The sequence below is a fragment of the Fontibacillus panacisegetis genome, from assembly GCF_900102215.1.
In the GTDB taxonomy this organism is placed as follows: domain Bacteria; phylum Bacillota; class Bacilli; order Paenibacillales; family Paenibacillaceae; genus Fontibacillus; species Fontibacillus panacisegetis.
In genome coordinates this window covers 38,375-59,268 of the sequence record NZ_FNBG01000005.1, presented here as the reverse complement: position 1 = coordinate 59,268, position 20,894 = coordinate 38,375, and the positions used below count along the sequence as shown (strand labels likewise).

35 protein-coding genes are annotated in these 20,894 nt (G+C 39.2%); 3 read left to right on the top strand and 32 right to left on the bottom strand.

Annotation, left to right across the window (positions count from 1 at the left end):
• Positions 1–31: 31 nt before the first annotated feature.
• The 12 genes from BLS49_RS24770 to BLS49_RS24765 all read right to left on the bottom strand — a co-directional run bounded on the left by BLS49_RS24770 (position 32) and on the right by BLS49_RS24765 (position 9,051).
• Positions 32–202, bottom strand: a complete 171-nt coding sequence (locus BLS49_RS24770; protein WP_175471338.1) for a hypothetical protein — start codon at positions 200–202, stop codon at positions 32–34.
• Between the two features lie 165 nt (positions 203–367).
• Entirely contained in the window at positions 368–1,681 is a 1,314-nt protein-coding gene (locus BLS49_RS06605) for a TIR domain-containing protein (RefSeq protein WP_139173107.1), read from the bottom strand.
• Positions 1,629–1,790 carry an SEFIR domain-containing protein gene (locus BLS49_RS25740; protein WP_091227733.1) on the bottom strand — a complete coding sequence of 54 codons (162 nt, stop codon included), beginning with the start codon at positions 1,788–1,790 and terminating at the stop codon, positions 1,629–1,631. The genes BLS49_RS06605 and BLS49_RS25740 overlap by 53 nt, the downstream gene beginning before the upstream one ends.
• Before the next feature lie 605 nt (positions 1,791–2,395).
• Positions 2,396–2,923 carry a hypothetical protein gene (locus tag BLS49_RS06590; RefSeq protein WP_091227730.1) on the bottom strand — a complete coding sequence of 176 codons (528 nt, stop codon included), beginning with the start codon at positions 2,921–2,923 and terminating at the stop codon, positions 2,396–2,398.
• A gap of 813 nt (positions 2,924–3,736) precedes the next feature.
• Entirely contained in the window at positions 3,737–3,940 is a 204-nt protein-coding gene (locus BLS49_RS06585) for a hypothetical protein (protein ID WP_091227728.1), read from the bottom strand.
• Positions 3,941–3,995: 55 nt separating this feature from the next.
• Entirely contained in the window at positions 3,996–4,202 is a 207-nt protein-coding gene (locus BLS49_RS25195; RefSeq protein ID WP_245742286.1) for a hypothetical protein, read from the bottom strand.
• Positions 4,203–4,207: 5 nt separating this feature from the next.
• Positions 4,208–4,519 carry a DUF3102 domain-containing protein gene (locus BLS49_RS25190; RefSeq protein ID WP_245742285.1) on the bottom strand — a complete coding sequence of 104 codons (312 nt, stop codon included), beginning with the start codon at positions 4,517–4,519 and terminating at the stop codon, positions 4,208–4,210.
• 399 nt (positions 4,520–4,918) lie between these two features.
• Positions 4,919–5,323, bottom strand: a complete 405-nt coding sequence (locus BLS49_RS06575) for a hypothetical protein (protein WP_091227727.1) — start codon at positions 5,321–5,323, stop codon at positions 4,919–4,921.
• Between the two features lie 738 nt (positions 5,324–6,061).
• Positions 6,062–7,546, bottom strand: a complete 1,485-nt coding sequence (locus tag BLS49_RS06570) for an SIR2 family protein (RefSeq protein WP_091227725.1) — start codon at positions 7,544–7,546, stop codon at positions 6,062–6,064.
• A 218-nt stretch (positions 7,547–7,764) separates the two neighbouring features.
• Positions 7,765–8,226, bottom strand: a complete 462-nt coding sequence (locus BLS49_RS06565) for a hypothetical protein (protein ID WP_091227724.1) — start codon at positions 8,224–8,226, stop codon at positions 7,765–7,767.
• A 50-nt stretch (positions 8,227–8,276) separates the two neighbouring features.
• Positions 8,277–8,471, bottom strand: a complete 195-nt coding sequence (locus BLS49_RS24490) for a hypothetical protein (RefSeq protein ID WP_139173106.1) — start codon at positions 8,469–8,471, stop codon at positions 8,277–8,279.
• Between the two features lie 403 nt (positions 8,472–8,874).
• Positions 8,875–9,051 carry a hypothetical protein gene (locus BLS49_RS24765; RefSeq protein ID WP_175471337.1) on the bottom strand — a complete coding sequence of 59 codons (177 nt, stop codon included), beginning with the start codon at positions 9,049–9,051 and terminating at the stop codon, positions 8,875–8,877.
• 42 nt (positions 9,052–9,093) lie between these two features.
• Here BLS49_RS24765 and BLS49_RS06560 point away from each other — a divergent pair, with 42 nt between their 5' ends.
• Positions 9,094–10,338, top strand: coding sequence for a hypothetical protein (locus BLS49_RS06560; RefSeq protein ID WP_091227722.1), 1,245 nt, complete (start codon positions 9,094–9,096; stop codon positions 10,336–10,338).
• Positions 10,339–10,887: 549 nt separating this feature from the next.
• On the opposite strand, the gene BLS49_RS06550 is transcribed toward BLS49_RS06560, so the two are convergent.
• The 20 genes from BLS49_RS06550 to BLS49_RS06460 form a co-directional block, all read right to left on the bottom strand.
• Positions 10,888–11,076 carry a hypothetical protein gene (locus BLS49_RS06550; RefSeq protein WP_091227719.1) on the bottom strand — a complete coding sequence of 63 codons (189 nt, stop codon included), beginning with the start codon at positions 11,074–11,076 and terminating at the stop codon, positions 10,888–10,890.
• Between the two features lie 48 nt (positions 11,077–11,124).
• A complete protein-coding gene (locus BLS49_RS06545) occupies positions 11,125–11,772 on the bottom strand; it encodes an HlyD family secretion protein (RefSeq protein WP_091227718.1) in 648 nt (215 codons plus the stop codon).
• Between the two features lie 57 nt (positions 11,773–11,829).
• Positions 11,830–12,201 carry a hypothetical protein gene (locus tag BLS49_RS06540; RefSeq protein WP_091227716.1) on the bottom strand — a complete coding sequence of 124 codons (372 nt, stop codon included), beginning with the start codon at positions 12,199–12,201 and terminating at the stop codon, positions 11,830–11,832.
• Positions 12,202–12,255: 54 nt separating this feature from the next.
• On the bottom strand, positions 12,256–12,447 hold the full coding sequence (locus BLS49_RS06535) for a hypothetical protein (protein WP_091227714.1): 192 nt from the start codon (positions 12,445–12,447) through the stop codon (positions 12,256–12,258).
• Positions 12,431–12,634: a hypothetical protein gene (locus BLS49_RS06530; RefSeq protein ID WP_091227712.1), complete on the bottom strand. Its 204-nt coding sequence runs from the start codon at positions 12,632–12,634 to the stop codon at positions 12,431–12,433. The genes BLS49_RS06535 and BLS49_RS06530 overlap by 17 nt, the downstream gene beginning before the upstream one ends.
• Entirely contained in the window at positions 12,621–13,106 is a 486-nt protein-coding gene (locus BLS49_RS06525) for a hypothetical protein (protein ID WP_091227711.1), read from the bottom strand. Before BLS49_RS06525 ends, BLS49_RS06530 begins: the two co-directional genes overlap by 14 nt.
• Before the next feature lie 169 nt (positions 13,107–13,275).
• The gene (locus BLS49_RS06520) at positions 13,276–13,983 is read right to left on the bottom strand and encodes a hypothetical protein (protein WP_091227709.1); all 708 of its coding nucleotides are present in this window, start codon (positions 13,981–13,983) and stop codon (positions 13,276–13,278) included.
• The gene (locus tag BLS49_RS25500; protein ID WP_281243707.1) at positions 13,983–14,111 is read right to left on the bottom strand and encodes a hypothetical protein; all 129 of its coding nucleotides are present in this window, start codon (positions 14,109–14,111) and stop codon (positions 13,983–13,985) included. Before BLS49_RS25500 ends, BLS49_RS06520 begins: the two co-directional genes overlap by 1 nt.
• The gene (locus tag BLS49_RS06515) at positions 14,098–14,598 is read right to left on the bottom strand and encodes a hypothetical protein (RefSeq protein ID WP_091227708.1); all 501 of its coding nucleotides are present in this window, start codon (positions 14,596–14,598) and stop codon (positions 14,098–14,100) included. The genes BLS49_RS25500 and BLS49_RS06515 overlap by 14 nt, the downstream gene beginning before the upstream one ends.
• 15 nt (positions 14,599–14,613) lie before the next feature.
• Entirely contained in the window at positions 14,614–15,081 is a 468-nt protein-coding gene (locus BLS49_RS06510; RefSeq protein ID WP_091227706.1) for an ArpU family phage packaging/lysis transcriptional regulator, read from the bottom strand.
• Positions 15,082–15,174: 93 nt separating this feature from the next.
• On the bottom strand, positions 15,175–15,468 hold the full coding sequence (locus BLS49_RS06505) for a hypothetical protein (RefSeq protein WP_091227704.1): 294 nt from the start codon (positions 15,466–15,468) through the stop codon (positions 15,175–15,177).
• A gap of 376 nt (positions 15,469–15,844) precedes the next feature.
• Positions 15,845–16,252 (bottom strand): hypothetical protein, encoded by a 408-nt coding sequence (locus tag BLS49_RS06500; RefSeq protein ID WP_091227702.1) that lies wholly within the window; start codon positions 16,250–16,252, stop codon positions 15,845–15,847.
• Between the two features lie 5 nt (positions 16,253–16,257).
• Complete coding sequence (locus BLS49_RS06495; protein ID WP_091227700.1) at positions 16,258–16,536, bottom strand: hypothetical protein; 279 nt, start codon at positions 16,534–16,536, stop codon at positions 16,258–16,260.
• Positions 16,537–16,541: 5 nt separating this feature from the next.
• On the bottom strand, positions 16,542–16,841 hold the full coding sequence (locus BLS49_RS06490; protein ID WP_091227699.1) for a hypothetical protein: 300 nt from the start codon (positions 16,839–16,841) through the stop codon (positions 16,542–16,544).
• Positions 16,838–17,107, bottom strand: a complete 270-nt coding sequence (locus tag BLS49_RS06485) for a hypothetical protein (RefSeq protein ID WP_091227697.1) — start codon at positions 17,105–17,107, stop codon at positions 16,838–16,840. The genes BLS49_RS06490 and BLS49_RS06485 overlap by 4 nt, the downstream gene beginning before the upstream one ends.
• A 7-nt stretch (positions 17,108–17,114) precedes the next feature.
• Positions 17,115–17,321 (bottom strand): helix-turn-helix domain-containing protein, encoded by a 207-nt coding sequence (locus BLS49_RS06480; protein ID WP_091227695.1) that lies wholly within the window; start codon positions 17,319–17,321, stop codon positions 17,115–17,117.
• 33 nt (positions 17,322–17,354) lie between these two features.
• Positions 17,355–17,558 carry a hypothetical protein gene (locus tag BLS49_RS06475; protein WP_091227694.1) on the bottom strand — a complete coding sequence of 68 codons (204 nt, stop codon included), beginning with the start codon at positions 17,556–17,558 and terminating at the stop codon, positions 17,355–17,357.
• Between the two features lie 228 nt (positions 17,559–17,786).
• The gene (locus tag BLS49_RS24990; RefSeq protein ID WP_217640041.1) at positions 17,787–18,338 is read right to left on the bottom strand and encodes a helix-turn-helix domain-containing protein; all 552 of its coding nucleotides are present in this window, start codon (positions 18,336–18,338) and stop codon (positions 17,787–17,789) included.
• 17 nt (positions 18,339–18,355) lie between these two features.
• A complete protein-coding gene (locus BLS49_RS06465; protein WP_091227692.1) occupies positions 18,356–19,204 on the bottom strand; it encodes a BRO-N domain-containing protein in 849 nt (282 codons plus the stop codon).
• Between the two features lie 65 nt (positions 19,205–19,269).
• The gene (locus tag BLS49_RS06460; protein ID WP_091227691.1) at positions 19,270–19,503 is read right to left on the bottom strand and encodes a helix-turn-helix transcriptional regulator; all 234 of its coding nucleotides are present in this window, start codon (positions 19,501–19,503) and stop codon (positions 19,270–19,272) included.
• 169 nt (positions 19,504–19,672) lie between these two features.
• On the opposite strand from BLS49_RS06460, the gene BLS49_RS06455 reads away from it, so the two are divergent.
• The gene (locus tag BLS49_RS06455) at positions 19,673–20,155 is read left to right on the top strand and encodes a helix-turn-helix domain-containing protein (RefSeq protein WP_245742290.1); all 483 of its coding nucleotides are present in this window, start codon (positions 19,673–19,675) and stop codon (positions 20,153–20,155) included.
• 70 nt (positions 20,156–20,225) lie between these two features.
• Positions 20,226–20,804 carry a hypothetical protein gene (locus tag BLS49_RS06450; RefSeq protein WP_091227688.1) on the top strand — a complete coding sequence of 193 codons (579 nt, stop codon included), beginning with the start codon at positions 20,226–20,228 and terminating at the stop codon, positions 20,802–20,804.
• Positions 20,805–20,894: the final 90 nt, after the last annotated feature.

Sequence of the window (20,894 nt, the reverse complement as noted above, 5' to 3'; positions counted from 1 at the left end):
TTTTTCTATTATTTTAATGAGTTTTTTTGTTCTAGCTTTTTTTGCAAGCAATAATATTTCTATAAATTTTTACAGTTTCTACCGAAGGTGTACCTTTTATTATTAATGTTCTGCCATCAGTTCTGTGTGTGATAATATGATCATCATTAATATATTCTATGCGTTCTTCTCGCACCACTCTATCTTCTTTATTCGTTTTCATATCGTACTATCCCCCATTCATTAATACTTAACAATTTTTATTATTTCCTATAAATTCAATTATTATTCATCTAAAATCTTCAACATAAAAAGCCCCTCAATGCATAAATTGAGAGGCTCTAGTAATTAATATATATGAACTAAACTGTTAAACTATATATCTTTATTACGGATTAATTCCTATTTCTTCAGGTTTTATATGTGTTTGTAGGATAGGTACATTGTAAAACGCCCCCCTGTATCCATAACCATTTTCTTGCGAATAACTACCTAACAATGCTTGCAATTCTTCTATACTGGCAACATTAAATAATTTCAGCACTTGGGTTGCCTTACGTTTTGATTTAAGTTTAGCCAAAAATTTAATAGGATTAGAGTCATTTTCCCGATATATATAAGTTATAGGAAACCAACTATATCTATCTTTCAATAAAATACTTGAGAAATAATGAAGTAATATATCACATTCATTAATAGTCCGTTCTAAAAGCATCTGGGCTTGCAAACTAATTTTCCTTAAACCTAACCTTTCATTTCTACTATCTAAAGAACGTAAATAAAATCTAAATACCACAAAATCAACTTCCCTGTTCCCACGCTTAGTTTCCAAATAATACCTAGATGTTAATATTTCAGACAACGGCTGGTACTGTTCATATTTCAGCATAATTGCACATGTATATAAGAACATTTCATGTATTAAGAATTTATAATGATCAAACTGAATCTCATAATAAGTCCCATCGGTATTAAATTCCGTAAACACATATAATTTTTCAAAAAGATCAATTATCCAATCTGATTCAATTATATCGTTTTCACTCAATAATTTAGCAACTTCAATAAAGTTGTCTCTTAATGGTATGGACGCATTAATTTTTTCTACAATTTTTTCATCAATTTCATTCGGATCAAAGTCTTTGTGTTCTAGTTTTAGTTGATCCAACTCTTCCAAATAAAGTTCTGTAAAAGCTCTTGCTAAACTTTTGATTCTGCGTGGATTAGAATCTATAGCACTTTTAATTTGCCTTATAATATTTGTGGTTTTATATTGATTTATTGTTTCTTCGTTGAGGAAAACTGGTCTCTTGCCTAAAGGTGGCTTCCTATAAAGTGGGGCATTATACAGAGTCCTTACAAGTTTCTCGTAATTTTCTTCAAAAGTATTAACATCTGACAAATCAATATAGATCCTTGACTTAATAAATGTAGGCATATGCTCCTTACCATTTTCATCTCTTTCAGCTACTATCGGAATAAACTTCGACTGTTCTACATTATCAAAAACTTCTGGGGTGATTAATAGTTTTTCTGTACCTACTCCTCCCTTATTCTCGTTTGCCTTTTCTTTATATCCCTTATCGCAAATGATCAAAACTTTATCTATATCTGAAGAAGTAACCATGTTTTCCATGAGTGCATACTTATCATATCCTTCTTTTAAATCCCCATTTATCCAATTTAACATTAACCCCATCACTTGCCATCAACCTTTCAGCTAAGTCATACAGCCATTGCTCATGTTCAGGACTTGTCCAACTGTAGGATATAAATACTGTAGGAGGATTATTATTAGGAGAGGCTACCATATACTCACTTCCTTTTTTTTAAATGCGTATTATTACTGTGCGGAATACTATTATGAGATAATTTGTATGATTGAGATGATTAAAGAATCGAATATTCTATTTGTGTTGGTATATACGGTTTCAAAGAAATCGATGATGGATCAAAAATTATAACTATGGATATAAAATCAATATAAAAATTTCTGAAAACGTAACCGATCACGAAGAATGATTGTGAGCTTCTAAAGATTTTATGTAAAAAATGATATAGAAACATCATACAACAGAGAATGTAGAATTGCTGAATAAGGTTCAATTTGCATAGGGAAGTACCTCATAATAAAGTCACAAACGTCCTGATAAGTAATCGCCTTATTATTTATAGCACTCATCCTAGGCATTTATTGTCATACATCCATTTATTCTTATTTGATTCTCTGAAGCAAGTCTGTTCAATTCCTATTACACTTTGCTTTGCTATAGTATGTAATTCTTCCTTCGTACAGTTGTGGTTTGCTATGTCTAAAGTTGTTACTTTACGCTCAAATAAAAATTTACCATGATCAATTAACCGATTAGTGCTGTAATCAACGATTACTTTGATCAAAAGTGGTCACCTCAATACTTTATATTGGCATATCATTTTTGATAAACCACTGATGAAAAAAATCAAAGATAAAATTACCCGCATCAATAAAAACTTCTTGATCAATGTCTTTAATATCTTTTGTTCTAGTTATATTTGCCATAAGCCATAATGAAACAATCTCATTTAAATTACTAGTGCTATCTTTAACCCATACATTTGGTTTAAACTGTTTTACAAACTTATCTGAAACTCCACGGCCATCAATCCACCAATTATCAATCCTTAACAATAATGCTTTATAATAACTATTGAAATTCTTGGAATCTAAATCTAGAATTGCAGTCAACATAGCAGCTACAGAAACAAAGCGATACCAATATTCTGACTTTCCGTTTACATAAGGATGACTTGGGTATTTAAGTTGAATGGCTTGTTCGAATTTGTCTGATAATTCTAAAGCATGTATAAAAAGCATTCCCGATGAAACAGCATCATTTTTCTTCTTCCAAGGGAAAATTATTAACACTCCTTTGCTCAAAAATTGATCTAAAGGTATTAGAAGCATCTAGGATAATATTACCATAAACAATAATTTGATAGAATGAAAAAAACTATTTATTTCTGTATTAAATGAATACTTACATTACAAATAAAATTAATAAAAAAGATTTTTTGTTCAACATTGTAGCAAATCAATTTTATTAAGTTTATTAATTCGTCTATAGAGTGTTGCATTAAGGAAAGTATTTTGCATTCCATTGTTCGCCCCCCCAATCCGCCCCCTGATTAATATTTTGGGACTAGATGGATATTAGAGCAAACAAAAAACCCTTATAAATTAAGGGTTTAAGTAATGAGAAATGATGATCTGTAGTGGGCTCGAACCACTGACCCCTACCCTGTCAAGACCAATTTTTTGTGTTGTTGGATATTGTCAGAATGCTGAATCCCTTGATGTATAAGGGTTTTTCTTGTTCGTATGGTTGTTCGTGTTTGTTGTTTTTTGGTGCCGATATTTAACTTTCGGCACCAATTTCGGCACCAGATTTTTTAGCATATATACTGAAGACGAGAAACAAAAATCCTGCACAAATAATTGCAGGATTTTATATTTTTCACACCTATCCAAGTTCCCCCTGGGAGGGGATACTTGGATAGACTGTTTTTGTTGATTCATTTATTTCTTGCGATTTCTGTTATACCACCAACACCAAATGATAACAGCAAGGATAACAATGGCTATAACTAAACTATCACGAAATTCCTGATTCATGGGCATTCAACTCCGTATTTCCCAGGGAGAATCAGTAAGTCTATCCATTTAAAAAAGATAATACCAAACTACTCATAATAAATAAAGTGACCTGAGATAAATTATTCATCCTCCATATTTACTTGAAGAGTTGTGAATCAATTCTTGGACGAAATTATCCAAAACATTATCCAAATTATTGGCCACAGCCCCATTCCTCTTCAAGACGGCTTCAATGGTGTTTTTTATAAGCGCTCTGAAAATAGCCGCTGATTCTTCAGGAGTACCAGCATAGATAACCTCAATGTCAATTTCTTTTTTTCTTGTCATCGGTTTATGTTCACCCACTTGTTTTTATTTGCGACATCGCCACTTTACCAAACTTTCAGACATGTAGATAGGTGAACGGCTGTAAACACGCTGAAGCATCAATCCAGGTATGTGCCAGAAACTTGCCCTGCTGTTCCGTATGCTGCTGAATAGCAAATTGTTTGGATGCCTCGGCTTGCTCGGCTCGATGTTCGGATTCTGCGGCGGCTTGTTCTGCGGCTTTGAGGGATTTCTTGACCTCGCGCAGCTCCTTGACCGTCATCTCGTCTACCGTCTTTGATTCGCCCGTTGAGGGTATCTCGTGTTCCTGTTCGATGAACTCGCTACGATCAATAGAATCAGGAAGAGAGAGCATTTCGAAGATTTGCTTGTTTCCAATAGCGACGACGTCGTCGTATTTGAAAATTGATCATAAGCTTGAATCATTCGCTGCGCAGTTCTTGGTACTAAGTCAATTTGTTGAAGCCATACTTCCCACTGTCCATGTGCCAGATCATTCTCCTTCACATGCTTGAGCCTCTTCCCAATCTCAAATACCAACTGCCCCGCGATCTGCTTGTAGTTGATGAGCTTTTCCAATCCACCATGGAAGGAGGAAGTAGACTCTGGGTGTCGAAGTTTGAAGGTGGGAGATGGTAACATGGAAGCAGAGGAAAAACTGAGGATTTTAGAAAAGGATCAAAAATTATCAGATGAGGCTATTAAATATCATATCAGTTAATAGAAATATCTGAGCGATATTCTAGGGAATTTGATGTTCAATCAGCTCTTGAACATATTGAATATTTAAAACGCAGAAAAATGAGCATTCAAAAATTGTATGAGGAAATAGAAGCGGAAATGAACGTATAGAGAAGGCTTATAGAGCACCCTAACCGGTGCTTTTCCTTTTGGATCCGCATCATGAATATAATAAATCCCCCCAATTAATCAAATTAGAGCGGGCCTCTTATTGTTCTTCAGCTCGGAACTTCTCAATCAGTTATTAACTGATATCTCATCAATTAGATTGATAAGTATTGTATATACGATATTTAGTTGCATGTTTTTCACATTTGACCGATTAACATAAATCATCAGTATAATTATTATGAGAGAAGCTATTCCAACAACGATTGTGTCAGCTATAGATGACGGAGAAAGGGTGCTAAGCATGAATATAATAACAGATACAAGAATAGCAATTATCGCTAAATAATTCGCTGCAAATGGAGAAGCAGACAATTTACTTTGATAGAGAACTTTTATATTCATTAACTCCTCTTTCCCAATTTCCTTCTTAATACATTTCAAATGAGATCGAGCAAAACTAATATCTTCAGGAGATTTGCTCTTCTTTGATTTTAGGTATTTCTCAATTTCTTGCACCTGTTCATAACTCATACTTGACCTCCAGTATTTTATATTTTTATCGGCTTTTAAGAGGTCTATATTAACAGCTTTTGCATATGAGGATATTTAACTAGGAGAGAAGGCAAGGAAAACAATCTCGGAACGACAGAACATTGAAGTGGAAGACATTTCGTTTTTGAGTGATTAATGCAGCGGATTTGGGCTTCATAGGTTCTTCTGGAGAATAAATCGAGGTGCGGGTGCGAACGCCCCCCGAACAAGGATAGATACACATTAAAATTTTCACTTTACATTTACATAAATCGGCAGAAGACAGATGTGGAGGGATTACAACTAGCCGCACTTGTCAAGCAGCTGCAGACACTGTAATTTTTACACCTTCCTTCCGCTTAGAGTCTGCATGTCATTTCCGCTTTTTGATTAGAAATCAGAGGATTGATTTTCCGGGTATAAATTCGAAGCGAAAAATCAAAATGCCTCAGTCCAAAGGACCTTAAGCGGAAACGGAAGTGAATTTTTGAAAATAATTCTGACGCCATTTCGGGGTCACGCGCACCCGCACTCGATTTTAAGTGCTGAAAGGACCCATGCTTTTGCATTTGTTTTTCTTATCCCTTTTGGGACTCGTTCTCTGATCATTACCAACAAAAGAGACGAGCCTGTCGCTAGGTCGTCTCTTAAATTTCGTTTATACTAATTTGTTTTGGACATCTTTACCATAAACTAACCAGTCATAAAAACGAATTAACTTTCGAAAGTTACTATACGTTAACCAGACTTATATTCCAATATCTCCATATTCTCCTGAATAAACTCACTTAACAACGCCTGGTCAATTGACTCTTTATCCAAGAGAGGAATATATTCAATAACCTTACCTACTTCATCATATTGTTCTATTAAACCCTCAATAGTTTTACAATTAGTTTGAATATGGCCTATTTTTTTTCTGTTAGTCAGCGTAATAAAACTATCACCTGTGATCTCACTCAGTCTTTTTTTTACTCGCTCATCTAACTCCTCCACAGCCACACCACTAAATAAGATAAATTTAAACATAGGGAGGTAACGGTCTATTCTCAAAAAGGTACTCAAATTTAGTGTCACTTTTTCATAATCATAGGATGGACTATCGTTTACAATATCTTCATACAACTGCTTGATTGGAATTGGCTCATAACCAATTTCACCAAGTTTAGAAGCAACACCTACACCTATTACAAATTGCACTTCCGGAGAGTTTATATTCCCCTCAACATCTGTTACATATATTTGATTCTGAGGATCGCTAGTCTTAACAATTTCATAAAGTTGTGATTTTATCTGGCGTAATTGTTTTGCGCTAAATTTACGTTTATATTTGGATAGTGCCTTATACACAAGAGAAAAATCATTTGTTTTTATTGTAGTTACAATTATTGAGTTCCCATTAATAGTTAATGGTCCAGCAAAAAAAGTATCCTCTTCTCCTTTGTCTTTTCGTTGAAGGAATATCAACCGGTCTTGAAGCTTGTCCAAGTGTTCTTTACTCAAACAAGAAGTAATTGATGTAAGTATATTTTGAATGTTTTCATCCGACATTGAATATCCAATAAAGAGCACGGGATGTTCAATAAAGATGGTTAGTAATTTAGCCGCTAAATATGGATTATTTTTTTGGAAATCTCCATAATCATTATCTGTTAATACAATCGAATCTGGATCCATAGAACAACCGTGGATTTTATAAATTTCACCAACTTCTTGTGTTGCTGAAAACAACAGTTCCTTTTGACCAACATACTTATGGAATTCATCAGGGAAAATCTGTTCAAGCAATGTGTCCCAGTTGGTTGTTATTATGCCATCAATAACAACTTTTTTAAGTGCTTCAATCTCTATATCATTTTGTGTACTTTCACCATATTCATATTTCTTTTCTTTCAAATACTTTGAAATTTCAATTTTCAAAGGACTAGAAGTATCTGTAGCTCTCTCACCAAACTCTTCACGACTATCTGTGAATTGTTCATCATCCCACCACTTTTGATGAAACTCCTTGGCCATAAGTCCAGCAGCCCGTTCCAATCTTCCTTCAGCCGTTGATTTATAATAAGCAAATCCACCAGGTCGAATATACTCAACAAACCTTCTCAGAAGTCCCTCCCAGTCTTCAGAATTTAGGTATCTTCGAGAAAAACCAGATCCCACAAAAAGAAAAGGAGCAGCGTGAAATTTCTTCAAGTGTTCTTCAAGTTTCAGTTGAATATCCATCCAGTCAATCTCCCCTTAACGGTTAATAACCTAATTCTAAATCATTAAAGTCATTTTGCGGAATTTATTTAAGTTGGATAGTTTAATATACGTCTATGCAAAAAATAGAGCCGTGCAACAACGCTGCTGCCCTATCCCATGGGCTTTTGCTTGTATTCGGACGTTCAGAAACTTGACGTCTGAAATTAGCTCCTATTGGTTCATAAATAGAGGAGTAATTAATGTTCTAGGTATTCGTCCATTCTTTTTACGTGATTTTTAATCTTTCTGATTTTTCTAGAAGATAGAGAGTATCTTCTGCCTATCGAATCTTCAACATATATTTCTTTCAAGTGGTCATCGAATACGTCTGGTGCTTCCCTAAATATAGTTATTGAATCCATAGCTTCAATTTTTTTAGGGAAATCATTAGGTGAAAGTGCAAATTTCCCTTCTCCATACGGAGTAAAAAAAGTGCCACCGAGGTAAGTAATCTTTATCGGTTTGTCACCCCTGTTTATAATTTGGTATTCAACAGCATTCCAACTATTAGGGCGACATTCATCATCTCGAATATCAAATCTATTTATTATACTACACCTTAAACGTAGAACTTTTTTACTCAGTGCCCATAACGTGATATTCCAGATAAGCGCTGCTGTTGATACAATCGCTGCATACAATGCGATCCATTCTTTCAAACATATCCCTCCTGTCATCATATTTCGACATCAGGAAGGATTCCCCTCCTTTACATACAAAATTGCTTCGTGCCCGTCCAAGTTCCCCAAATAACAAGATTTGCGTCGCTCTCGCTGCTTGGGTTTCGAACGTGACTTTTGAAGATTATTACGTTTCCCTGCCATGTCGTCCGTTCATCTCGATTTCTCAGCGTATCTCCTGAGCGTCCGTATGCAATGCTGACCAGCCACTTAATGACCTTCACGATCCTCAGCTCCGTTTATGGAAATAGAAAAGGTCGTTCCCAGAAAGGAACGACCTGAGTTTATATATTGAATTCATGTGTACAAAGGGCCGTCCAGAGCATTGCGACTGTGTCGGTCGCAGCAAAAACGCTTGCTCTTTGCTAAAAAGAATACGTACTTTGTTATTCTAGTAATCAGAAGCATTTTAATGAGGGGTCAAATAACTATCAATCTCCCCCCATCAAACAATTCATGTAAAAGCTATTTCATCCTGCTTATTATCTTCAAATTCCTTACTAAATCAATTGAACAGAAATAAATCTTCGAAAAAACAACTGTATGCAAGATAGCAAGATAATTGTCGATAAGGAAGGATTTCCCTCTATGTGTGTCGAAAGACCTGAAAGAGGAGGGGATACTACACTATACGATTAATGTTATATTTCCATCTTTTTTAACAACGACATCTTTTACAACATGCTTTTTTTCGTGGATGTGGATCAAGGAACCGACAGCTATAATATTTGTATTTTCGTTAAAAATCATTTGACCATCAATAGTCCCTACATATTGGTTGTTTTTAAAAATTTCAAAATTCATGGTATCGTTCTCCTTTATAAAAAATAGTTAGGTGGGGTGAAAATGAATCAAAATGACGTTTTCGATAGCTTGATGTATTTTAAACCATTCCTAAAGTACAATTTAGTTCAAGATCATTTGAGAATCATGGGCAAATATCCGGATTTTAAGAACGACTATTCTAAGAATAGACAGGATAATGAAAATATAGACGTGGTTGAAAATATTTGCATGACACTTGCAGCTGGGTTAGAAACCACTAAATTAAATGGAAAAGATCTCGATGAGCTTCTGTTCCTTTTAATTGAGGACAGATTGTTCGACTCCTTCTTATACAAGCTTGACGCTACAAGTATAGTACCTAATGATCCTGGTTCTATTAAGAATGCTCTGAAGAAATGGGGAGCTCCTGAACAGAACGTTATACTCGAGGGATTGGCACAAAAAGCAACTGTTGAAAATTTTGTGATTGTAGGTTACAGAATTAACGAATCTGATTCATTCAGAATTTTGCTACTTGATAAAAATTTGATAACCATAAAAGAAAAAAACAAAGATCCTGAGTATGTTGTATATGCAACACTGATTGAATTTGACTTTAAGCGGGATTTAATCCATATCAGAATAAAAGATGTTGATAAAATTGAAAGTAGTGCTACAGAAGTTAGAACTCAAGAAGGACGCATTGAACGAACCTTAAAATTTATTGATAGCTTAAAGCCAACCGTTAGCTATAAAAAAATATCAAATTTCAGGACATCTTTATTTAATCTAGAGGAGCATGTATTACAACCCAAAAGAGATACGGCACGTTCCAAATTAGTCCATTTTCAGCCTCATATTAATGATTTTTCTAACCTTATTGATTCAAAATTTCCTACCGAACATGAAAATGACGTTACTACATCGGATTACATTTCAAATACTGTGCTGGCTATTATATCCTCTTCCTTAAATTTGGAGCAGTTAGGAGATGTTGTAGGCATAAAATTTCGAAACCAACGAACTGAGGATAATTCTAGCTTTGCAGAGGTCTCCATTTCAGATAAAGGTTTTAAATGCATATCAACGGATAAATTATATTGGAGTAATCTAGCCACATTACTTGAACAAAGAAAAATTGAGTTTTTAAAAATTGGTACAGTAATACCTTCTGGATTCATTGACGCCAACCTAGAACTAAAAATTGATACAGCTCATATTAGGCTTAACTTGAGTTCAAGAGGCAAACCGGACGATGGTAAAAAGAGGCCTTCAGATGAGAAATACAATGATTTTGTAGACTACTTACTTCCTTTCATCCAGTAAATATCAGGCGAGAAGAGTTGCGCCCCGGTTCAATGCCGTATTCATGCAGCCGTGCGTGTTATTCTCGCCTGTTCTCTACAATACAAATATGCCACCCAGAAAGTCCAACGCATGGCAACGATAAGGTAATTTCTCGGTAATTAACCGGAAACGCTATACACCACACCGTCAGTGCCAATAGTAACTTCAAGTCCATTTCTCAACAACTAATAAAATCATATTCTCCATCATCATCTTGGTAGCTCCGTGTGATCACATCTGGGAAAGATCGTCAAACAACCAAGTGAGTCGGGGGTCGATATCTCCATTTAGTTCAAAGGACATCTCATATTGTTTTTTGATGCCATCTATTTCCCTCCTATCAACTTTCATTTTTGAAACACACTCACTTTCGCTTTTGATATGGAAGAAGGCCGGAATCACTTGACGACTTAATTCGAAGTGATTTTTTCCGGCCATCTCTTCAAAAAAATTGTAAAGGAAAGCGAAAGTGGTTTTTTTAATTAAAATCTAGCGCCATTTCGGGGTCACGCGCACCCGCAGTCAATTTTAACTCCCAGAAGGACCCAAAGAACGTTTGGAAGATAATTTCGATGCAGGCTGATGCTGATCCTCAAGCTCTTTCCTACTGGGATAGCCACGGTGCCGCGGTCCGCTAGCTAACCGTTTCATGTTTCTGGCTTTCCATTGCGCAAAACTCTTACGAGAGACATCTTTCTGCTCACGTGTCGATGCCATTAGCTGTTTCCTCCTTTACCTCAGGCCCTATGAAGCCTTTAACAATTTCTATTGCCTTGGTATCACTGTTCTTTGAATACCTTGATGTGACAGTGGCTGTTCTTTAAAGTATCTTTCGAGTGAAGATGAGCCAGACAACCAATCTTTAAGGAATTGCTCCTTTTTTGAATGATCTAATTTAGTGACGCGGGGATCGATGTAAGAAAGCATCGAACTGAAAGTGTAGTAATCATCATGATGATACAAGACATTCCATTCATGTCTAACTTGCGCCAGCTCTTTTTCTAATGCTTGAATTTGAGCCTTCTTATCATCTACCGTTGAACTAAGCTTTTCCATTTCCCTTTTTCGATCTGCAGCAGCCTTATTTGCAGCTTGTCTAATGCCCTCTAAATCTTTGGCATACAGGGAAGGGTCACGTTCTAATTGATTCTGATAGCCAACGATTGAATCTTGAAGCTCATCCAATTGAAGGCGCAACTCACGATTGGATTTCTTCGCTGCATCAATCTGTTCCGGACTTCCGCTGTTCAACTCGAGCTCTACAATTTTATCAGCCTGCAATTTGATTTGAGATTGAATGGATGCGGCTTGCTCTCCAAGCTCTCTGATCTTTGAATGGATTTTCGACTCCCTGGAATCTACCTTGCGTGTAAATTCATTGATATGCTGCTGCAAAGTTTTCTTCTCAAACATGAATATCACTCCTAATAAATTATTATTTCAATGGGCAGAGAAATTGAGCTATTAGGGTTACCCTCTGCTTGCAATAATTCTTTTAGCTTCTTCCACCATCATTTCAATTGATTTTTCTTCTTCAATGGCTTCGTTGACAATTTTCAAAGCTACATCACCAGCAGCTTCACCAGAAACTATGCCGGCATCGATAAAGTGACTGTTTTCGGAAGTTCGAAGCAACTCTAAAGCGGTGAGACGTTGAGCTTCAATCTTCATTTTTTCAATTTCCTGCGGATTGCTCATGTTATCCACCTTTCTCATTTCATTGAGATACCTACGAAGTTGACCTGCATTTAAATTCCCATAATTGGGAGGCGGCCGGGCCACTTCGCCATAACTCTCAGTTTGCATTTTTCTCACCGCCTTTCCCAATAAACGTGACTTCATTAATAGGAATTTCCTATTGACAGGCGATAACCCTGTCATACTACCTACAGCGTCTTATGCTCTCCCAATTGCAATTCTAAAGCACCCTGGAGGCATCCCCAATGCTTTCTCCACATCAGTCAGTTCTATGCTTAGGCGAGCATCTGGACGATCCGGATCTGTGGTAGCACAGGATTGAAATACGTGCAGCACTTCTTGTCGGCTATGACCGTTCAGTTCGGCCAAGGCATCAATAAAGCTTCCCATGACAATCCTCTCCCGTATCCAAGCTGTTCAAATATGCTTCGATCTCTGTAGTATCAGCTCCCAACTCCCGTATGCCTTCAAGCAATTTCTCAGCATCGATTGCAGTACCGTCTTCCGTGTAATAACGGGAGGCAGAACCGGGGAGAAGTATTTTGCAATTAGAGCAAAGGTTATCAGTTGCGTTCATGGGCATCACCCTGGAATTTGACTACTCGTAGCAGTACAGCACGAACACGTCCTGACTCTTCAAATCGGTCTTCGTACACTTCGAGAATCCAACCGTTGTCCAAATCGTTATTAATGCTCTTGAACTTGGACTGTGCTACTTCATCCGAATCAAGGTTCAAGTCAATTACGACTTCCTTGCGCTCCTGGCATGCCAGTAATCGATCATGTGCCTTTTTAATGTCCAATAACAGCAATCGATAAATCTCCGGCTGGTCATCCTTAGTAAATCTCAAAAGTTCAGAAGCAATTGGAGCAAGAATTTCATAAGCATCATCCTGACCATGTTTTGTTTGCAAAGCGGTCTCCAGAATAGTGGAGAAATATGACTCATATATCTCACCGCTATTCGAAAAAGGGATCATATAATCCTCAAAGGTTTTTTCACCAGATTCAGCCAGCATTGGGGCAATTACTTCTCTCAATTTACTCATTTTCATCATCCTTTTCATTTGGGTATATGGTGTCATTCATTGAATCTTCAGTTGACGAACTTTTATAATCCCCACTCTTCCTTAAGCTTGATGATCAGCTTCATCATTTCTCCATCATCCTGAGCAATATCAGGGTGAAAGGATTTGGCCAGATGACGATAAAATTTCTTCAGTATGGACTTTTCCGCATCCGTATATTTCTGTAAAGAGTAGGAAGGGGGCGTGCAACTGTAGTTACTGTAGTAGTTACTCTGTTTTCGTTTCTCCTCTTCCTGAGCTTCCCGCTCCCGCGCCTCCTGACGTTTCTTCCTGTCATAGGCATCTCGCAGATTCCATTCGTATTCGTAGTCCTTTGGGTTATTGAAGAAATCGAAGCAGTATAATCCACGCCATGTGACTTTTTGAATACCGTTTTTCTAAGGCGCCAGGCTTTCAATTGCTTTTTCTGATACTCAATAGCACGATATTCCTCAGTGGCTTCAAACTCAGCTTTGATAACAGCGATGATTGGATCAAGCTTTTGATGGATCATTTCCATCAACTGACGCTCCGTGATTCCTAATTCCAGCAGCCTGCTGTGAAAAACTTGAGGATCGATCAGATCCTTGAGCCGGGATGTAGCTAGGTCATAATAACCCAACGTACAAATCGACCATTGGCGCTTTTTCACTTTTCCATTTTCCCGGCTGCTTTCATGAATACTTATCTTGTAAGCGTCGCGAATTGGGCGCTCAAACCGTTCGTAGCTATACCGATAGCTGTATTTAATGCGGTGTTTGGAGTCGAAGAAAACCTCTTGCTCATCAGACAGTATTTCTTTGTAAGCAGCATCGGGATCGGGCCGTTTGTTCTGTACCTTCTGAATCACGCAGTACATTATTGATCGTGACCATCGCGGCTAGCAGGGGAATATCCGCGTTCCTGTCTCTCCAAATTCCAAAGAATCACCCGATGCTGCAGGGGGCTGCGATCCCGCCACAGTCTGGCCAGCTCATTCAGCGACATGGCTGTCACCTTCCTGCACACCCACCGGATAACCAACCACCGCACGGAACCCACCGGTTGAGACTGGTTCAAAGACTTTTACAACTGTCTTGGTGTATGCCATATCCTCTGCCAGAGCCTTCGCCTGAGCTTCATAGTCCGGAGCCGATTCATTGAGAAGATATTCCCTTGCAATCCCATCAGCTACCTCTGGCTGAAAGCAAAGCGACTGCCAAGCATCATGGAGGGCAGCTACCAGCTTGCGATAAATTCCCTTATTATCCAACTGCACTGCTTCCAAGATGATCTCGCGAGCAATTGGAGCAAGGAGATCATCCGCTTCTATCCAGCCTGTTTCCGGGTCTGAGGCGCTTATAAGCATCTTGCCGATCAAAGGGGAATATAGTTCGCCGTTCCCGGATTGACCTTCTAAAAACTCTTCAAAAGTAATCTCCTTGCCGGTTTCCTTTTCAACAATCTTTGGTGCCAGTTCGCTCAATTTTTTCATGGTTTATCATCCTTTTCATATGGTTTTTTTATAGAACTGCTCAAGCCCCTCGATCTCCAGACCGAACATTAAGGCGAGTAGGGTAAAGGCTCGAGTTCTCATTTTATCGTAGGTTCTATCCCCGATCGGTGGGTCCATCCTCATTTCATAGACCACAAAGTCATAGGGAAGATCACGCTGCATGTAGCGTTCAGTAATCAAGAACCGTTCCTTCTCTGGAAGCTGGCTTACTGCCTGTTCTACCTGCTCACAGAAGGCTTTACGGCGAGCTGGTTCATCCACGTTATACACTGCAATCCGAGCTGTCGGGTCGCTAATCACGTTTGTTGGCCCATTTGGTCTGTCCGAATAGCTAGTTGTGATGTTTGATTCACGAGCCTTGAATAGCGTGTATTTTGACAGATGGTACCGCTCCAGCAACTCTTCCAACGTCCTCTTAATCTCTTTCTTAACAGCAGCAGACAATCTATCTATAGATTTCATGACAACAACCCCTTTTTGCGGTAGAATGGACTTGTCTGATCCGCATCCTACCAAGGGTGCTTTTCTTTTACCCTTTGCCGGTATTCACCTCCCCTAAGACAAGCTCCCAAACTCTGCAGCAATTTTTCCGATGGCCGAACGCCGAATTTTTGTATAAAACGGGCTGGATATGCCCATGCCGCGGTAAATCTCCTGATGACTGGTATAATTAGCATTCACACTAAGATACCTACGAGTGATAACTTCCCGCTCAAGCTCCGGCATTTTTTCAACAAGCTCCAGAATTCGACTTACCTGGTCATTCGAACGTTCCAGAAAAAGCGCTAAATTGACCTCACTGAGAAGCGAAACGACCGTTTCTTCCGTCTTTTTATCAAGTGGTGGCATTTTCGAGCCCTCCTGTGGTAGAATTGTGGTTGTCGAGACCGCTTTTCCACTTTGGAAGAGCTTTTTTTATGCCGGTCGGGCCGCTTTTATTTCCACCCTTCATTTCATTGCCTCACCCCCTCTAAGAAGCCGTAAAATGCCCTATGGGATGGTAATATATAAAGATGTCACTAATTGAAGACACAAAACAGAGAATTAGGATAATTTCAAAAAATGCCGTCCAGCCCATACGCAGTAAGGGAAGATGGGATTTACACGTGTCACTAATTGAAGACACAAAAACCACTATTTGAGTCCTCATGTAAGGTTTAGTGTCGCAAATTGAAGACACATTGTGTCACTGATTGGTGACTCGTAAAAAATTTCAGTTGCACTATTATGAGCTATCGGACTTTCCAGTCTGTTCAGGAATGAACGTGTGCCATCGTGTGCTGAGTCCATACACGTTTGCAAGGCAGTTATACTTATTCCGCTGCACATAATCAATGAATCCATGATCTTCAAGTTGCTTGATACACTTGTGGAACGTGTTCTTGCCCATGATCTGAATGCCTTCCTTTTGGAGAAACAAGATTTCATTTTCATTTGTACCGTTGAATTTGCGGCTCATCTCGATGTAGAGCATTTTGGAATGGATAGTTAAGTCATTCCATGCGGGCGATTCAAACAGCGATTCATGAAACTTGTGGAATTTCTTCTGCTGGGTTCCAGGCATCTTCTGGAATGGCTTGAATCCATAGTCCTTTGCTTTTAATTTCTGAACCTTTGATTTTGCGCTTGCCATTCACCTCACCTTCTATCCTCCAGAAGCTCTTCTTTTAGCTCGGCGATATAATCTAGACATTCATCGATTCCGATTTCTCCGGAATGATAAGCATGAACCGTTTCATGAATACAATCAGGGCACGGAAAGGAATCAAGTTGAATGTCAAGAAGTTCATATACAATCCTGTCCATGTCATCGATTATCCCTTCGATCGGTTCAGAGCGAATCACGTTATTCAACTGGCAAAGCTTTTTCGTTGTCTCGAGTAGATCACGACCAGCCTTTCTTGCAATTTCATTCAATGAACTCACCCCCTACATGCCTGAGCAGCAAATTTCTCCAACTGATTCAGACACTCACTAATCGTCAATTCCTCATTGCGATAATTGAAAATTATGCCGAGTGCAGCATCAACACCCACAGGGACCAATTCGTCAACATTAATCCCATAGGTCATGAGCACTTCACGATCGATGGCATCAATTATGTGATAGACCTGATTACTTTCCGAATCCCGATCCGCTCTGCTTTCCACATCCCGGGCCACCCTAAGTAAATGCTCAGAAGCAATCAATAATGGGATTGCAATATCTGCCTTGTCGTTCATTGCAGACTCACCGCCTGTCCATGCATTAAGCTCATAAAGTCAGCTGCTTCAATAGCTCCGCTCGAGTAATCTGATAAGGAAATATACAGCGGACCAGCGGCCGCTGGAACAATGCCATTGATTTCAAAGAGCGTTGAAGCGACTTGCTCAATCAGTTCATCCGTGGCGGCCAGCTTAATTCCTACACCTTCAAACTCAGCGGCTTTGTTGGTCAGATCGCGGATAAGCTGCAGCAGGCGAAGGGTTACGGTACGTTTGATGTTCATATAAGACCTACTTTCCAGCGAGAGCGCTTTGTTCTTGAGCTGCCATCCATTCAATGATCGAGCTCCGGCGAAGAAGGTATTTTGCTCCTACTTTTACCGCGGGCAATTCTCCTTGGCGAAGCATTTCATAAAGCTTGTATTCAGAAATGGCATTATCGAATAATTCAGAACGAGCTTCTTTAACAGTTAATAAGTTCTTCTCAGAAAGAGACATTGTTCCTTACCTCCTCAAATCGAGATATAAGTGCTAATTTGTAACTTCCAAGCCACGTTTTGCTTGCCGTTCTTTCATTCTCAACCTAGCAACTTCCTTTTGTTCAGGGCTCAGATTTGAAACTCTCTCGTTAGCAAAAATGACCTGACTGCCCTTGAGCTCCCATTTGGCTGCTGTGACTTTCCCGTCGGTAATCTCTTCCCAAATTGGTTTAGCGATCTTCCGAAGCTTTGTCATATGCCGTGGAACGCAGGTGTAAATCAACCAAATTATTGCTCACGTAGTCAAAAACCGCTGTAGTTTCGCGTTCTTCTGATGTGTACATGCGCTATCTTCCTTTCTAATCTGAATTTCAAAACTTCCGAGTAGCTTTTTAGAAATACATAGTACTTAGGGATACAATGGAGCCGATAACTGTAACGCCATCTATTCCGTGACTTCGTAGTTGCGAATTAGAGCTAAGAATCAATAAGGCGATCTGCGATAATGCTCCAATGCTTCCTCCAATGTCTTCATATCGAACTGGCTGTTCATTACCCGGACTAGCCGATGAATATCGTTTTCGCTGAGACCGACACGCTCGGCCGCCAAGATCGCATATCCGAATGCAGCTTGATTGAACCAAGTTTGAGAGTCTTCCGGTGAACCGGCCCCTACTTGATATGCTTGCTGCAGCAGATCCTGAACATCATCCATCAACTTGATATCCTTCGGGTACATTCCATCAGGAAAATGCTTATTCTCCAACTTGATCCGCTTCTTAATGCACGTCAGTTCCAAGTTACCCTTTAAATCCTGCGATCTTTCCACACTCTGTACTGGATTCAAATCGATGTGAGCCAGGTCAATCTTATACAGCTTCAGAAGCGCATGAACTTGATAAGCATCGGCCTTGCTGCTGTTGTCCTCACATGCGCTGATCTCATGGGTGGGAATACCTGTTAATTGAGCCACTTGCTCGATGCTGTAGCCGAGATTGACTCGGGCCTGCTTCAGGCTTAATCCTTGTTTTTGCATAGTGAACTCCTTTCTGGCTAATTGGCCCCTTGCAGTTCATATAGCTCAGCAACCAGTTCCTTTACGTCAGCCTCGTATATCTTGCAGGCAATCTCGTAAAGCTGGGGCAGCTTGTCCATGACCTTGTCGATGTAATCCAGCTTGTTCTTCAACTTAGGCTTATGGCTCTCGTTATAGGACTCCAGCTTGCTCTTCAGGTTCAGGTGGTACTTCATTTCAAACTGCCGATACAGTTCATTCCAGCGGAGCTGTACCTTGTCATTCCCTGCCTTGCGAACAACCCGGTTCAATACCTGGCGCTTGGCTGCAAGGTCGATATCATCCACCAGCCCAACAATCACATTCTCCTTATGATCGATCTCAGCACGCTGCTCCTTGATCAACTCATTCTGCTGCCGGACCGTAACCAGAGTTGAACGGAACAGACTGCGGGTCTGCTCATCGGCGAAAGGCAAATAGGTTTCCATGAACTGATCATCATTCGAAACATAGCCACCGGTTCGCCGGATGGTCGGGAGGATTTGGGATGTTACCCACTGCTTAAATTCCCTAGCTTTAGCTTGAATTTCTGGATTATTGCCTTGTCTGGCTGCTCCGAAGATCAGACTGTATAGACCGGATTCATTAATAAACTTCTTTTGAACAGTTTGGACAGCATCGCTACCGTCCGTCTTTTTCCCTGTCGTTACCCCCACTGGATGGATCGTCGAATCATCCTCCTCAACGTGATTTTGGATTGCTTTGTGCGGATCAGAGAATGATAATGATCGCGCAGCTTCCGTCCCTCCGAACCATTCAGTTCCTTCTACAATGAGTACAGGTAGATCACCAAAAATTTGATTGTTGAATATTTGTGGTTTGTTCATTTGCGTTCTCCTCTCTGGGAAATTGATTTGTGATGCTGTTCAGTTTTCAAAGATCAGGTACATGGTTACTTCCTGGCAGCTTGCGGCGTTTTGACGATCTCGAACAACTCCGACCATTCGCATTTCAAAACTTCGCAGATACGTTTGGCTGTTCTCGGTGAAGGATGACGGTCGCCATTGGTGATTTGAATGGTCATAGGAGTTGATAGTTTGATCTCCTTGCCAAAGTCCGTTTTAGTGAAACCGTTCATAATAATAAGTTGATTCAAATGTTCTATACTTTTTACTTGGATTCTCATGTAATCACCCCCGTTCACTTCTATAAATGTTCCTGTAGTAACATTTTTGTTCCTGAAATAAAGATATCACAATAATGTTCTTGGGGCAACACTGTATTTATAAATAATGTTCCTGTAGCGATAATTAGTGTATTATGATAGTTAAGGAGAGTGATAAAGGTTGGATTTAGTGGAATTTGGTCAGTATCTAAAAAAGCTCAGAAAAAACAGAGGACTTACTCTTTCGCAGTTAGCTATGGAAGCAAAGACTTCGCATTCCTATCTTTCACAAATTGAAAACGGTAAAAAGCAAAACTTCCCTTCAAGTGAAATGTTAATAAACCTTTCTGGTCCTCTTGGTGTTTATTACGCTGAACTTCTTAAACATGCGGGGTATCTTTGGGACGAAGATCTGGATGGTTATAATGAACAATTGGACATGGAACGATATGACAGAGAAAAGAATATGGACATGGATGATTTTGATGATGAAGAGCCCTATTGGACAGATCTTAACAACCTTCTTACTAAGGAGCCGCATATTACTTATAGAGATTTCTTAATTACAAACGAAGAGAGAAAACTGATTCTGGCTTACCTCGATGGGCTATTTGCAAAAAGAGAAGGAGAGCAGCTAGAATTAATCCTCCCTGAAGATCGCCAGGACACCTAGCGATGTCTAATCCGTCACCACTTGATGGATCTGATTCGAGGCCTCAGGCCGATATTGATTGGAGGTTACGATGAAGAAGAAAAAGGCGGACATCAAGATCGAAGTAGTTTATTCCCCTCACCCATCGGGCAAGAGCTCTGAAGAAATTGTTTTAGGGATTTTCTATGACTTCTGTCTTATGGAGGTAGCAAAAAAGAATCGATACAAAATAACAATCTCGCGTGAAGAATACATTCGCAAAGTAATAGCTAGAGAAATAGGTCTATACGATGCTGTATATTATTTTGAACCTTTAACTCCACCAAATAATGATAACCAAAATGTAAAAGACATCATGTCCATACAAAGCAGCCAACTATCATTAAGCCTGTTCTATGCAAAACGACAAGCCTCTATTTTTCAGAGTTATGTTGATATGATCGAGACGTACAAGCCATATTCACTTGAAACGGCCATCATTCATGAGTACGCAATACATGGGAATGTAGCTGTTGCCGCAGAGAAGCTCAATGAGAAGGGATATAGAATCAACGGTAAAACAGTAAAAAGTGGGGATATTTCTTCGGTTTTGATGATGAGCCCAATTGATGAACTTCATAGGATCGTCTCAAATCAGTTCCGTAAGAATAAGGGACTAGATTCTTTTTGAAGGTACCGTTCATACCCCATCCCTGAATCAATCAGTAGGCTTATCGATGAGCTCCTTGGTGGACAACCATCTCTCTGCTAGTGGTAGAGT